This is a genomic window from Enterobacter sp. E1 (assembly GCF_016809815.1).
In the GTDB taxonomy this organism is placed as follows: Bacteria; Pseudomonadota; Gammaproteobacteria; order Enterobacterales; family Enterobacteriaceae; genus Enterobacter; species Enterobacter adelaidei.
This window is the reverse complement of the sequence record NZ_JAFBJM010000002.1, coordinates 1-13,003: the sequence shown is the minus strand read 5'-3', so window position 1 is coordinate 13,003 and position 13,003 is coordinate 1. Positions and strand designations below refer to the sequence as shown.

The window sequence follows — 13,003 nt, the reverse complement described above, 5'->3', positions numbered from 1 at the left end:
CGATAGCAACTGCGTGCTCATCGCTATGATGGGACACCGCCCCTTAGTCCACAGGTTCTCATATGAGTGATAACGTCTATGTTACCAGCCCGCTTTTGCCTCCTCTCGAGGAATTTCTTCCTTATCTGGAAAAAATCTGGCAAAACCGGATCCTGACAAATGGCGGCGAGTTTCACCAGCAGCTTGAACAGGAATTGGCGCGTTATCTTGGCGTAAAGTACGTGAGTTTATTCTCAAATGGTACGCTTGCCTTGCTGACTGCTATGCAGACACTGCGGATCCGTGGTGAGGTGATCACCACCCCATACTCCTTTGTTGCAACCTCTCATAGTTTGCTATGGAATGGACTAACTCCAGTCTTTGCGGATATTGATCCCGACACCTTCAATATTGATCCTGAGAAAATTGAATCGCTCATCACGCCGCAAACGTCAGCAATATTACCGGTGCATTGTTACGGGATTCCTTGTGATACCGTACGTATTCAACAGATCGCCGATACGTATGGACTAAAGGTTATTTACGACGCTGCCCACTGTTTTGGCGTAAAAGATAACAATATTAGTGTCCTGAACCATGGCGATCTGTCGGTCGTGAGTTTCCATGCCACCAAAGTATTTAATACCTTCGAAGGTGGCGCGATTATTTGTCATGACAGTAAAACCAAACAGCGAATTGACTATCTGAAAAACTTTGGTTTTGCCGATGAGGTCACCATCATGGCCCCTGGTATCAATGGCAAAATGAATGAGGTCCAGGCGGCAATGGGGTTGCTCCAGTTGCAGCATATTGACGCGGCTCTGGCGGAACGCAAAGCGATCTATCAGCAGTATGTACAGATGCTGGATGAATGGCTGCCGGAGCTTCGCTATATAATCCCAGCTCACTCGATTGAATGGAATTTCGCCTATTTCCCCGTCCTCTTTGACGGTAGCATTATAAGCGCGCGCGATGAAGTCTATAGTGCCTTACGACAGCAGGGGATTTTTGCACGACGTTATTTCTATCCTCTGATCAGTGAGTTTCAGATGTATCGTCAGTTTGTTACAGCAGATGTCCGGCATCTTCCTGTTGCGTGGTCAATTTCGCGAGGTATTCTCTGCCTGCCTATTTATCCCGGCCTGTCATATGAAGAACAGTTCCGGATCGTGGAAATTATTAGAAACACATTTTCGCCGCATAAAAATCAACAATGTGTCGAGTATAGTGAGTGATAAATAAGGACTATCGGCTGTGAAAATTGCAGTAATGCAACCTTACTTTCTGCCCTATATTGGTTATTTTCAACTGATGTCAGCGGTTGACCGCTTTGTTTTGTTTGACAACGTGCAGTACGTCAGGCAGGGCTGGATCAATCGCAATCGTATTTTGCAACACAATCAACCTGGCATTATTACTATTCCATTAGCGAAGGATTCTCGCTTTCTCGCAATCAACGGTCGTCACTTGTCAGAAAGTTTTATTCGTGAGAATTTGCTCAATCAATTTCTTGATGCTTACCGTTATGCGCCTTACTTTCATACGGTATTTCCGGTTGTTGAAGAGATTGTCAATTGTTCTCACGAGAATTTGTCAGCCTATCTATGTAACTCTTTGATGATATTGCGTCAGATGCTATCTCTGGAGTGTGAAGTTATGCTCTCGTCTGACGTCGACATTGATCATAAATTGCGTTCTCAGGACAAAATATTGTCCATTTGCGCGGCTCTGGGGGCGCATACATATATCAACCTGCCTGGTGGTCGCGAACTTTATGATAGCGAAAGCTTTCAGCAGCAGGGTATTAATTTACAGTTTATTCAGCCGGAAAATGTTAGTTATCCGCAGTTTGGTGCTGAGTTTGTTCCCTGGCTCTCAATTATTGATGTCCTGATGTTTAATAGTAAAAATGAGGTAATCAATTTTTGTCGTCATCGCTGGACTATGAGTGGTTAAGGAGTATGCGATGATATTACGCCTTAACACCGCCACTGTCATGCAGATTGCAGGGCATCTGAACGTTGGTGAATCCGATTTTGTCGAGCATCTCATGGCGCAGGTTAATATTGAATGCTATGCGGCTAAAATTAAAAAATATGGCTGCACCTTTGAAGCGTGGAGCGATAACCAGTTGATTGGTCTCGTCGCAGCATATCTGAATAAGGAAAATCGGACCGGATTTATTACTAACGTCTCTGTACTACCCGCTTGGCAATCATGTGGCATTGGGAATCAGTTATTGCGTAACAGTATTCGTTATCTTGAAGAGGCGGGTGTTGAACAGATCGCCCTTGAAGTGCTTAGCATCAGAGAAAAGGCTATTAGATTGTATTCAAAACATGGCTTTATCATCTCTTCTGCAGAACAGGATACGCTCATAATGGTGCGAAAAAGTAGAATGTCCGGTCCGTCCCAATCCCTTTAATTTGGGCCAGGGAAAGTGTAAGGCAGAAATAACCCCCCATTTCACCCACTATTCATCCAATTGAACGCCCTGCAGAATCGGATAATCATGCCGATAACTCAACTAACGCAGGGCTGTTTATCGTGAATTCACTCTATACCGCTGAAGGTGTAATGGATAAACACTCGCTGTGGCAGCGTTATGTCCCACTGGTGCGTCACGAAGCATTGCGCCTCCAGGTGCGCTTGCCGGCGAGCGTGGAACTGGACGATCTGCTACAGGCGGGCGGTATCGGGTTATTGAATGCAGTTGACCGATACGACGCTCTGCAAGGAACGGCATTTACGACTTACGCAGTTCAGCGTATTCGTGGTGCGATGCTGGACGAACTGCGCAGTCGCGACTGGGTGCCGCGCAGTGTTCGCCGTAACGCCCGCGAAGTGGCGCATGCGATAGGGCAGCTGGAACAGGAACTGGGACGTAACGCAACGGAAACTGAAGTGGCGGAACGTCTTGGCATTGCTGTTGAAGAGTATCGTCAGATGTTGCTCGATACCAACAATAGCCAACTCTTCTCTTATGACGAGTGGCGCGAAGAGCATGGCGATAGCATCGAGCTGGTGACGGATGAGCATCAGCAAGAAAACCCGTTACACCATTTAATGGAAGGTAATTTACGCCAGCGCGTAATGGAAGCGATTGAAGCTTTACCGGAACGCGAGCAGCTGGTGTTGACCCTTTATTACCAGGAAGAGCTAAACCTCAAAGAGATTGGCGCTGTTCTGGAGGTGGGAGAATCGCGGGTGAGCCAGTTGCACAGCCAGGCCATTAAACGCTTACGAACAAAGCTGGGTAAGTTATAGGTGATTAATTCACCTGGGAAATGCCGCACAACGTATTGACAACCAGGAGTTATCATGACGGTGCAGCAATCTAAAAGACGGCCTTTAAGCCGCTACCTGAAAGACTTTAAACACAGCCAGACGCATTGCGCCCACTGTAACAAGTTACTCGATCGTATCACGCTGGTTCGTCGTGGCGAAATCGTCAATAAGATCGCGATTTCTCGTCTCGACACGTTGATGGATGAATCAGCATGGCTCGAAGAACAGAAAGAGTGGGTGGCGCTTTGCCGTTTCTGTGGCGATCTCCACTGCAAAGAGCAAAGCGACTTCTTCGATATTATCGGCTTCAAACAGTTCCTGTTTGAACAAACGGAGATGAGCCATGGGACCGTTCGCGAATATGTCGTTCGCCTGCGTCGCCTCGGGCAACATCTGACCGTAAACAACATTTCCCGCGATCTGCTGAAGACCGGTTATCTGGATGAAAATCTGGAGCCGTGGCTGCCTGCAACCAGCACCAACAATTACCGTATTGCGCTGCGCAAGTATGCACAATACAAGGTGCAAATGCCGGGTGTTATGAAGCAGAAAGCGCTCGCCGGAACAACTTCTGATATATATTAAAAAAGAATAAGATGTAGCGCAGTCGCCTTTGACGTTGCAGGCGATTTCTCTACACTACGTAAAAATTCCACTATATCGGGGTATTTATGAAATTTGCACTTCTGGGTCGTCAGGCGCTGATGGGTGTTATGGCCGTTGCGCTGGTTGCGGGCATGAGCGTGAAAACGTTCGCCGCAGAAAACCTGCTGAATAAAGTAAAAGAGCGCGGTACGCTGCTGGTCGGGCTGGAAGGAACCTATCCTCCGTTCAGCTTCCAGGGCGATGACGGTAAGCTGACCGGTTTTGAAGTGGAGTTTGCAGAAGAACTGGCGAAGCACCTTGGCGTTAAAGCGTCCCTGAAACCGACCAAATGGGACGGTATGCTGGCGTCGCTGGATTCTAAACGTATTGATGTGGTGATTAACCAGGTGACCATTTCTGACGAGCGTAAGAAGAAGTATGACTTCTCCACGCCGTACACCGTGTCCGGTATTCAGGCGCTGGTGAAGAAAGGCAACGAAGGTACCATCAAAACCGCTGCTGACCTGAAAGGGAAGAAAGTCGGTGTGGGTCTGGGAACCAACTACGAAGAGTGGTTGCGCCAGAACGTTCAGGGCGTGGATATCCGCACCTATGATGATGACCCGACGAAATACCAGGACCTGCGCGTGGGCCGTATTGACGCGATTTTGGTTGACCGCCTGGCGGCGCTGGATCTGGTGAAGAAAACCAATAATACCCTGGCAGTAGCGGGTGATGCGTTCTCTCGTCAGGAATCAGGTGTGGCCGTTCGTAAAGGCAACGAAGACCTGGTAAAAGCCATTGATACCGCGATTGCTGACATGCAGAAAGACGGAAGTCTGAAAGCACTCTCTGAGAAGTGGTTCGGGGCAGACGTCACGAAATAAGTTTCTGACGTTAAAAAAAGGCGCTTTTAAAAGCGCCTTTTTTATTTCTTACGCGTCTGCGTGCATAATGAAAAATATCACATTTTGTCTGAGCTACCGGAGAACCCATGTCACTACAGAATTTAACGCGCTTTCCTCGCCTGGAGTTTATCGGCGCACCGACTCCGCTGGAGTATCTGCCGCGATTTTCTGATTATTTAGGACGCGATATTTTTATTAAGCGTGATGACGTGACGCCAATGGCAATGGGTGGCAACAAACTGCGCAAGCTGGAGTTTCTGGCGGCTGATGCGCTGCGCGAAGGAGCGGATACGCTCATTACTACCGGGGCTATCCAGTCCAACCACGTTCGTCAGACGGCGGCAGTGGCAGCAAAACTCGGGCTCCATTGCGTGGCCTTACTGGAAAACCCGATTGGGACGCGGGCAGAAAACTATCTGACCAACGGTAACCGTCTGCTGTTAGATCTCTTTAACGTGCAGGTTGAGATGGTGGATGCCTTGAACGACCCGACCGCACAGCTTGATGAACTGGCGACACGTCTGGAAGCGCAGGGCTTTCGTCCCTACGTTATTCCTGTCGGTGGCTCGAACGCGCTGGGTGCGCTGGGGTATGTGGAAAGCGCACTGGAAATTGCTCAGCAGTGCGAGGGCGCGGTTAACCTCTCATCCGTCGTGGTGGCCTCAGGCAGTGCGGGCACGCATGCCGGGCTGGCGGTAGGGCTTGAGCAGTTGCTACCGGATGCTGAGCTGATTGGCGTGACGGTCTCTCGTAGCGTCGCGGACCAGAAACCGAAAGTGGTCACCTTGCAGCAGGCGGTAGCAGAACAACTGGAGCTCAAGGCAAAGGCCGATATTGTGCTCTGGGATGACTACTTTGCACCGGGTTATGGCACGCCTAACGAAGAGGGCATGGAAGCGGTTAAGCTGCTGGCTCGCCTTGAGGGTATTTTGCTTGATCCGGTCTATACCGGTAAAGCGATGGCCGGGCTTATTGACGGCATTGCACAGAAACGCTTTAAGGATGAAGGGCCAATTTTATTTGTCCATACAGGTGGAGCGCCCGCGCTGTTTGCCTACCATCCTCATGTCTAAAAATCAGGTCGAAAAATAATAATGCAAGAAAGTATTCAACTGGTTATTGATTCGCTGCCGTATCTGCTGAAAGGTGCGGTATTTACGTTACAACTCAGTATTGGCGGGATGTTCTTTGGGCTGGTGCTGGGCTTTGTGCTGGCCTTAATGCGCATGTCACCGGTTTTACCGGTGCGTTGGCTGGCGCGTTTTTATATCTCTGTGTTTCGCGGTACGCCACTTATCGCTCAGCTCTTTATGATTTACTACGGTTTACCGCAGTTTGGTATCGAGCTGGATCCGATTCCGGCGGCAATGATTGGCCTGTCGCTTAATACCGCGGCATATACCTCAGAAACGCTGCGTGCGGCCATCTCCTCTATTGACAAAGGACAATGGGAAGCCGCCGCCAGTATCGGGATGACGCCATGGCAGACGCTGCGCCGGGCCATTCTGCCGCAGGCCGCGAGAGTCGCGCTTCCGCCACTCAGCAACAGCTTCATCAGCCTGGTGAAAGATACTTCTTTGGCGGCGACGATTCAGGTGCCGGAGCTGTTCCGCCAGGCGCAGCTCATTACCTCGCGTACGCTGGAAGTCTTCACGATGTATCTGGCGGCCTCGCTGATTTACTGGGTGATGGCGACGGTGCTGTCTGCCCTGCAAAACTACTTCGAAAACCAGCTTAACCGCCAGGAGCGTGATCCAAAATGAGTGCTATCGACGTCAAAAACCTGGTGAAAAAATTCCACGGTCAAACGGTGCTCCACGGGATTGATCTGGAAGTTGAGCAAGGGGAAGTGGTGGCAATTATCGGACCGAGTGGTTCGGGAAAGACGACGCTGCTGCGCAGCATTAACCTGCTGGAACAGCCGGAAGGTGGAACCATCCGTGTCGGTGATATAACCATTGATACCGGCAAATCCATCAGTCAGCAGAAAGGGTTAATTCGCCGTTTGCGCCAGCATGTTGGCTTCGTTTTCCAGAACTTCAATCTTTTCCCGCACCGCACGGTGCTGGAAAACATTATTGAAGGGCCGGTAATTGTGAAAGGGGAATCAAAAGAGGAAGCAACAGTTCGAGCGCGTGAACTGCTTGCCAAAGTCGGGCTGGCGGGTAAAGAGACCCGCTACCCGCGCCGTTTGTCAGGGGGGCAACAGCAGCGCGTGGCAATCGCGCGCGCGCTGGCCATGCGTCCTGACGTGATCCTGTTTGATGAGCCTACCTCTGCACTCGACCCTGAGCTGGTGGGGGAAGTGTTGAACACTATTCGTCAGCTGGCTCAGGAAAAACGTACGATGGTTATCGTGACCCATGAAATGAGCTTTGCCCGCGATGTTGCCGACAGAGCCATCTTCATGGATCAAGGGCGAATTGTGGAGCAGGGGCCGGCGAAAAGCCTGTTTGCTAACCCTCAGCAGCCGCGAACTCGCCAGTTCCTGGAAAAATTCCTCATGCAGTAGCATTTTTGCACTAATTTGCTCCAGGAATTTAGCCTGGGGCAAATTATTCTCCTTTATCGCCTTATCCCATGTTTTTTTATTCCATCCAGCTCGGATAAACCTTATCAATAGTAAAGTTAATTGTGCTATTGCCGATATTTTGTAGTTAGAAATAAGTTTTATGTGTTAATTTATATTCACCATAATAATGATTATCTTTTCAGAGGCTTCATTTAGTAAGTATGAAGGATTCAGACTTTTTCACCTGGCGACGGGATTGCTCCCTCCGGTTTCAGGAATTGACCTGTGCCGACGAGGTATATCAGGAACTACAGAGACAAACTCAGGCGCTTGAATTTGATTATTACGCACTCTGTGTGCGTCATCCCGTGCCATTTACGCGTCCTAAGATTGTAGTGCATACCACTTACCCAAAGCAGTGGATGGCGCAATATCAATCTGCGAACTATTTCACGGTTGATCCAGTGTTAAAACCCGAGAATTTCATTCATGGTCATTTACCCTGGACCGATGAATTATTTGCGGATGCTCAGGAATTATGGAGCAGCGCGCAAGACCACGGTTTACGTAAAGGAATAACGCAGTGTCTGATGCTGCCGAATCACGCACTCGGTTTTCTGTCGGTTTCCCGTACTAGTGTGCTGGAAATACCCTTAGCCAGCGAAGAAATAGAATTACGCTTGCAGATGCTGGTACAAATGGCCTTAACCACGCTGACCCGTTTTGAAGATGAGATGGTCATGCAGCCTGAAATGAAATTCAGCAAGCGTGAGCGCGAAATTCTGAAATGGACCGCGGAAGGGAAGACGTCAGCGGAAATAGCGATCATTCTTTCAATTTCGGAGAATACCGTTAACTTCCATCAGAAGAATATGCAGAAGAAATTCAACGCGCCAAACAAGACGCAGATTGCGTGCTATGCGGCGGCAACGGGACTGATCTGATTAAACTCTACGTTCTGCGTGCCAGACGAGCTAACGGCTGAATGCAATGCATCCAGCCGTTTTTTATTACTGGCGGTAGGCTTGTTTGATTTGCTTAACGGTGTTGGCAAATACCGCTGATTCCGCCTGGTCTTCCATCTGCGCGATTTGTTTTTCCATTTTAATGATCACACGACCGGCATCAGCCTGGCCCATCGCCTGTAGCATCAGTGTTAGCAACGCCTTCAGACAGTTTACTTCCTGTGCCAGTTCCTGGTTATTCTCCGCAGTGGCAAATTCAGGTGTGCTCATTTATTTTCCTCATTATTAAACGGCGCTAAAGCGCGACGACGAAAGTCAAGGCGGCGGAGTATACCACAAGCTGCAGCAAAAAATGCAGCGGTTGTTTTTCGTACTTTTACGCAGATGTTTAATTGCGTAAACAGAACGTGCCCGTAAACTGAGCGACAGCCAGTGGCTATTAATTGTTTATGTCCGGTTCGCTTGCCGTTAATTATTGTTACAAAAATTTGAACGCTGTTTTCTGGTGGGGAATCTCTGCAATTTTTTTGTAACTATTTGAATACAGATGCTTAAAAATAGCCGCAAAAGCCCTGAATGCACGGACCCGCTTTCCAGAGTCTGTACAGGCTAATTTCCAGAAACGAGAGCAAAATCGAATAGCCAGTTTTTTAACGTTTTAATCTTGTGAGGAAAACCGTTAATATAAACCAAATTATCACTCAGTAGCGTTATCCCTATTCTGGAGACATTTCCTTTGATCAACGTCCTTCTTGTTGATGACCACGAACTGGTGCGCGCAGGGATACGACGCATTCTTGAAGATATTAAAGGTATTAAAGTTGCCGGTGAGGCGTGCTGTGGGGAAGATGCCGTAAAATGGTGCCGCACAAACTCGGCCGATGTGGTGCTGATGGATATGAACATGCCCGGTATCGGTGGACTCGAAGCAACACGCAAAATTGCGCGGACTTTCGTCGATACGAAAGTCATCATGCTGACCGTGCATACCGAAAATCCTCTGCCCGCGAAAGTGATGCAGGCGGGTGCTGCGGGTTACCTGAGTAAAGGTGCCGCACCACAAGAAGTTGTTAATGCTATCCGCTCTGTGTTTGCCGGACAGCGTTACATCGCCTCCGACATTGCTCAGCAGATGGCGCTAAGTCAGATCGAGCCTGAGAAAAACGAATCACCGTTCGCCAGTTTGTCTGAGCGTGAATTGCAGATTATGCTGATGATCACCAAAGGTCAGAAGGTGAATGAGATCTCGGAGCAACTGAATCTCAGCCCGAAAACGGTGAACAGCTATCGTTATCGGATGTTCAGTAAACTGAACATTCATGGTGATGTCGAACTGACTCATCTGGCCATCCGACATGGTTTGTGTAATGCGGAGACGTTGTTAAGTCAGTGAGCGATGTGTTCGATTCAAAAGCGTTTCTGAAAACCGTAACCAGCCAGCCTGGCGTCTATCGCATGTATGACGCTGGCGGCACGGTTATCTATGTGGGGAAGGCAAAAGATCTTAAAAAACGCCTCTCCAGCTATTTCCGCAGCAACCTTGCCTCCCGTAAGACCGAAGCATTGGTCTCACTCATTCAGAACATTGATGTCACCGTCACGCATACCGAAACCGAAGCGCTGCTGCTTGAGCACAACTATATAAAGCTCTACCAGCCGCGCTATAACGTCCTGTTGCGTGATGATAAATCCTATCCATTTATCTTTCTGAGTGGTGATACCCATCCGCGTCTTGCTATGCACCGCGGTGCAAAGCATGCGAAAGGTGAATATTTTGGACCGTTTCCTAACGGCTATGCCGTTCGCGAGACGCTGGCGCTGCTGCAGAAAATTTTCCCGATCCGCCAGTGTGAAAATAGCGTCTACCGTAACCGATCGCGCCCGTGCCTGCAGTACCAGATTGGGCGTTGTCTGGGGCCCTGCGTTGCCGGGCTGGTGAGTGAAGAAGAGTATGCCCAGCAGGTTGATTATGTGCGCCTGTTTTTGGCTGGAAAGGACGATCAGGTATTAACGCAGCTGATCGAACGGATGGAAAAAGCCAGCGCCGCACTCGAGTTTGAAGAGGCAGCGCGTATCCGCGACCAGATCCAGGCGGTGCGCAGAGTCACTGAGAAGCAGTTTGTCTCAAATACTGGTGACGATCTCGACGTCATCGGCGTGGCCTTTGACGCCGGGATGGCCTGTGTGCACGTTCTCTTTATTCGTCAGGGCAAAGTGCTCGGCAGCCGCAGCTATTTCCCAAAAGTGCCTGGCGGCACCGAGCTGGGTGAAGTGGTGGAAACCTTTGTCGGCCAGTTCTATCTGCAGGGGAGCCAGATGCGCACGCTGCCATCGGAGATCCTGCTTGATTTTAACCTCGGTGATAAAACGCTGCTGGCCGATTCGCTTTCTGAACTCGCCGGTCGTCGGGTTAACGTACAAACCAAACCGCGTGGCGATCGCGCGCGTTATCTGAAGCTGGCACGAACCAACGCGGCGACGGCGCTCACGACGAAGCTGTCTCAGCAATCTACGGTGAGCCAGCGCTTAACCGCCCTGGCGACGCTGCTGAAGCTGCCGGAAGTGAAGCGTATGGAGTGTTTCGACATCAGCCATACGATGGGTGAACAGACGGTAGCGTCCTGCGTGGTGTTTGATGCCAATGGCCCACTGCGCGCCGAGTATCGCCGCTATAACATCACTGGAATCACGCCGGGCGATGACTATGCGGCGATGAATCAGGTGCTGCGCCGTCGCTATGGTAAAGCGATTGAAGAGAGCAAAATCCCGGATGTGATCCTGATTGACGGTGGAAAAGGGCAGCTCGGCCAGGCGAAAGCGGTATTTGAATCGCTTGATGTCAGTTGGGATAAAAACCATCCGCTGCTGCTGGGTGTTGCAAAAGGGGCCGATCGCAAGGCTGGTCTGGAAACGCTTTTCTTCGAGCCGGAAGGTGAGGGGTTCAGCCTGCCGCCGGACTCCCCGGCGTTGCATGTCATTCAGCATATTCGCGATGAATCACACGATCATGCTATCAGCGGTCATCGTAAAAAACGGGCAAAGGTAAAAAATACCAGTACCCTGGAAACGATTGAAGGCGTGGGGCCAAAACGTCGTCAGATGCTGCTGAAATATATGGGTGGATTGCAAGGATTACTCAACGCCAGCATGGAGGAAATTGCAAAAGTGCCGGGTATTTCGCAAGGGCTGGCAGAAAAGATCTACTACTCGTTGAAACATTGAGGGCTCTGTAGCAACATAGAGCTAAATTTTACTGACAACAAACAGTTACCGTCATTATGCAATTTAATATCCCTACGTTGCTCACTCTCTTTCGTGTCGTGCTTATTCCGTTCTTTGTACTGGCGTTTTACCTGCCGGTTGTCTGGGCACCTTTCGCCTGTGCATTGATCTTCCTGATTGCAGCAGTCACCGACTGGTTTGATGGCTACCTGGCACGTCGCTGGAATCAAAGTACTCGTTTTGGTGCCTTTCTCGATCCCGTTGCTGATAAAGTGATGGTCGCTATCGCGATGGTGCTGGTGGCCGAGCATTATCATACCTGGTGGGTGACGCTGCCTGCGGCGACGATGATCGGCCGTGAAATTATTATCTCTGCACTGCGTGAGTGGATGGCTGAACTGGGTAAACGCAGCAGCGTGGCGGTCTCCTGGATTGGTAAAGTGAAAACGACTGCGCAAATGGCTGCGCTGGTCTGGATGCTCTGGCGTCCGAACGCCTGGGTTGAGTGGGCGGGGATTGGCCTGCTGTGGGTTGCGGCAGTGCTGACGCTGTGGTCAATGCTGCAATATTTGAACGCTGCCCGCGGGGATTTGCTTGATCAGTGATCGTTTCGCCGTAATTTTCAGCAAACGATCCTGGGATGCAAAAAATAACGTTGACTCATAACGTCATATCAGTAGAATGCAACGCATCGAACGGCGGCACAGCAAGCCGGACGATAATGAAATCAAGTGGTTATAAGTCAACTTGATGACATGCGGGAATAGCTCAGTTGGTAGAGCACGACCTTGCCAAGGTCGGGGTCGCGAGTTCGAGTCTCGTTTCCCGCTCCAGATTAAAGACATGCGCAATAGCGGGTGTCAGTTTGAAAGATTTAACGGCGCGTTAGCAAAGCGGTTATGTAGCGGATTGCAAATCCGTCTAGTCCGGTTCGACTCCGGAACGCGCCTCCACTTTCTTCCCTGGCCGGATGGTGGAATCGGTAGACACAAGGGATTTAAAATCCCTCGGCGTTCGCGCTGTGTGGGTTCAAGTCCCACTCCGGCTACCATGGGAACAGAAGAATAAAATCAATGATAAGCAGTGTCGTATAAACCACCGAAAGGTGGTTTTTTATTGCCTTTTCCACCCTCCACTACAGTAATTTTCCTGTTTCCCCTATGCGTGACTAGAGCCTTTGCAGTGGTTTACTGAATTTGCTCATCTGAACTCGACCAAAGCGTAACGATCGATTTCGGTCTGAAGCGAAAAGTAGACCTTGTGTATATGTAAGTAAAACGACCCTAAGTGTTAAACAAAGGGTCATTAGTTAGGCTTATTTTACCGTTTCAATTTTCGGTGGCTGCCAGGTGCCATCGAGAATCGACTGCTCTCCCCAGTAAGCGCGGATATAGAGTGACAGGTTACCGTCAGGTGCTGTTACCAACGGTGCAAAACTGATCCACCCCAACGGTTGAAAATTGATCCAGGGGTTAATCTGCTCCTCTGAATACAGGGGAGCTTATGATCACTTTTGAGATTCGTATGGAAATTAAAGTCCTGCA

General features: G+C 49.7%; 15 protein-coding genes and 3 tRNA genes. 16 read left to right on the top strand and 2 right to left on the bottom strand.

Annotation, left to right across the window (positions count from 1 at the left end; all coding sequences use genetic code 11):
* Positions 1 to 62: 62 nt before the first annotated feature.
* The 10 genes from JGF26_RS06325 to sdiA all read left to right on the top strand — a co-directional run bounded on the left by JGF26_RS06325 (position 63) and on the right by sdiA (position 8,216).
* Positions 63 to 1,214: a DegT/DnrJ/EryC1/StrS family aminotransferase gene (locus tag JGF26_RS06325; RefSeq protein ID WP_049007212.1), complete on the top strand. Its 1,152-nt coding sequence runs from the start codon at positions 63 to 65 to the stop codon at positions 1,212 to 1,214.
* A gap of 19 nt (positions 1,215 to 1,233) precedes the next feature.
* Positions 1,234 to 1,935, top strand: coding sequence for a WbqC family protein (locus JGF26_RS06320; protein ID WP_065422674.1), 702 nt, complete (start codon positions 1,234 to 1,236; stop codon positions 1,933 to 1,935).
* 10 nt (positions 1,936 to 1,945) lie between these two features.
* Positions 1,946 to 2,404: a GNAT family N-acetyltransferase gene (locus tag JGF26_RS06315; protein ID WP_049007211.1), complete on the top strand. Its 459-nt coding sequence runs from the start codon at positions 1,946 to 1,948 to the stop codon at positions 2,402 to 2,404.
* 122 nt (positions 2,405 to 2,526) lie between these two features.
* The gene (locus JGF26_RS06310; protein WP_028019580.1) at positions 2,527 to 3,246 is read left to right on the top strand and encodes an RNA polymerase sigma factor FliA; all 720 of its coding nucleotides are present in this window, start codon (positions 2,527 to 2,529) and stop codon (positions 3,244 to 3,246) included.
* Between the two features lie 54 nt (positions 3,247 to 3,300).
* Positions 3,301 to 3,852, top strand: a complete 552-nt coding sequence (gene fliZ, locus JGF26_RS06305; RefSeq protein ID WP_028019579.1) for a flagella biosynthesis regulatory protein FliZ — start codon at positions 3,301 to 3,303, stop codon at positions 3,850 to 3,852.
* Between the two features lie 86 nt (positions 3,853 to 3,938).
* Positions 3,939 to 4,739 (top strand): cystine ABC transporter substrate-binding protein, encoded by an 801-nt coding sequence (tcyJ, locus tag JGF26_RS06300; RefSeq protein WP_028019578.1) that lies wholly within the window; start codon positions 3,939 to 3,941, stop codon positions 4,737 to 4,739.
* Positions 4,740 to 4,846: 107 nt separating this feature from the next.
* The gene (gene dcyD, locus JGF26_RS06295; RefSeq protein ID WP_134707814.1) at positions 4,847 to 5,833 is read left to right on the top strand and encodes a D-cysteine desulfhydrase; all 987 of its coding nucleotides are present in this window, start codon (positions 4,847 to 4,849) and stop codon (positions 5,831 to 5,833) included.
* Between the two features lie 21 nt (positions 5,834 to 5,854).
* The gene (tcyL, locus tag JGF26_RS06290) at positions 5,855 to 6,523 is read left to right on the top strand and encodes a cystine ABC transporter permease (RefSeq protein ID WP_028019576.1); all 669 of its coding nucleotides are present in this window, start codon (positions 5,855 to 5,857) and stop codon (positions 6,521 to 6,523) included.
* Positions 6,520 to 7,272, top strand: coding sequence for an L-cystine ABC transporter ATP-binding protein TcyN (gene tcyN / locus JGF26_RS06285; protein ID WP_134707815.1), 753 nt, complete (start codon positions 6,520 to 6,522; stop codon positions 7,270 to 7,272). The genes tcyL and tcyN overlap by 4 nt, the downstream gene beginning before the upstream one ends.
* A 221-nt stretch (positions 7,273 to 7,493) precedes the next feature.
* The gene (gene sdiA / locus JGF26_RS06280; RefSeq protein ID WP_134707816.1) at positions 7,494 to 8,216 is read left to right on the top strand and encodes a transcriptional regulator SdiA; all 723 of its coding nucleotides are present in this window, start codon (positions 7,494 to 7,496) and stop codon (positions 8,214 to 8,216) included.
* A 66-nt stretch (positions 8,217 to 8,282) separates the two neighbouring features.
* On the opposite strand, the gene JGF26_RS06275 is transcribed toward sdiA, so the two are convergent.
* Positions 8,283 to 8,507, bottom strand: coding sequence for a DUF2594 family protein (locus JGF26_RS06275; RefSeq protein ID WP_014832453.1), 225 nt, complete (start codon positions 8,505 to 8,507; stop codon positions 8,283 to 8,285).
* A gap of 466 nt (positions 8,508 to 8,973) precedes the next feature.
* Between JGF26_RS06275 and uvrY the strand changes: the two genes are divergently transcribed.
* The 6 genes from uvrY to JGF26_RS06245 all read left to right on the top strand — a co-directional run bounded on the left by uvrY (position 8,974) and on the right by JGF26_RS06245 (position 12,510).
* On the top strand, positions 8,974 to 9,630 hold the full coding sequence (gene uvrY, locus JGF26_RS06270) for a UvrY/SirA/GacA family response regulator transcription factor (RefSeq protein WP_028019574.1): 657 nt from the start codon (positions 8,974 to 8,976) through the stop codon (positions 9,628 to 9,630).
* Positions 9,627 to 11,459 carry an excinuclease ABC subunit UvrC gene (gene uvrC, locus JGF26_RS06265; RefSeq protein WP_028019573.1) on the top strand — a complete coding sequence of 611 codons (1,833 nt, stop codon included), beginning with the start codon at positions 9,627 to 9,629 and terminating at the stop codon, positions 11,457 to 11,459. The genes uvrY and uvrC overlap by 4 nt, the downstream gene beginning before the upstream one ends.
* Positions 11,460 to 11,515: 56 nt before the next feature.
* Positions 11,516 to 12,064, top strand: coding sequence for a CDP-diacylglycerol--glycerol-3-phosphate 3-phosphatidyltransferase (gene pgsA / locus JGF26_RS06260; protein WP_028019572.1), 549 nt, complete (start codon positions 11,516 to 11,518; stop codon positions 12,062 to 12,064).
* A gap of 152 nt (positions 12,065 to 12,216) precedes the next feature.
* Positions 12,217 to 12,292, top strand: a tRNA-Gly gene (locus JGF26_RS06255).
* 46 nt (positions 12,293 to 12,338) lie between these two features.
* A tRNA-Cys gene (locus tag JGF26_RS06250) sits at positions 12,339 to 12,412 on the top strand.
* 11 nt (positions 12,413 to 12,423) lie between these two features.
* A tRNA-Leu gene (locus JGF26_RS06245) sits at positions 12,424 to 12,510 on the top strand.
* Between the two features lie 264 nt (positions 12,511 to 12,774).
* On the opposite strand, the gene JGF26_RS22515 is transcribed toward JGF26_RS06245, so the two are convergent.
* Positions 12,775 to 12,909, bottom strand: coding sequence for a hypothetical protein (locus JGF26_RS22515; protein WP_275296351.1), 135 nt, complete (start codon positions 12,907 to 12,909; stop codon positions 12,775 to 12,777).
* Between the last annotated feature and the right edge of the window lie 94 nt (positions 12,910 to 13,003).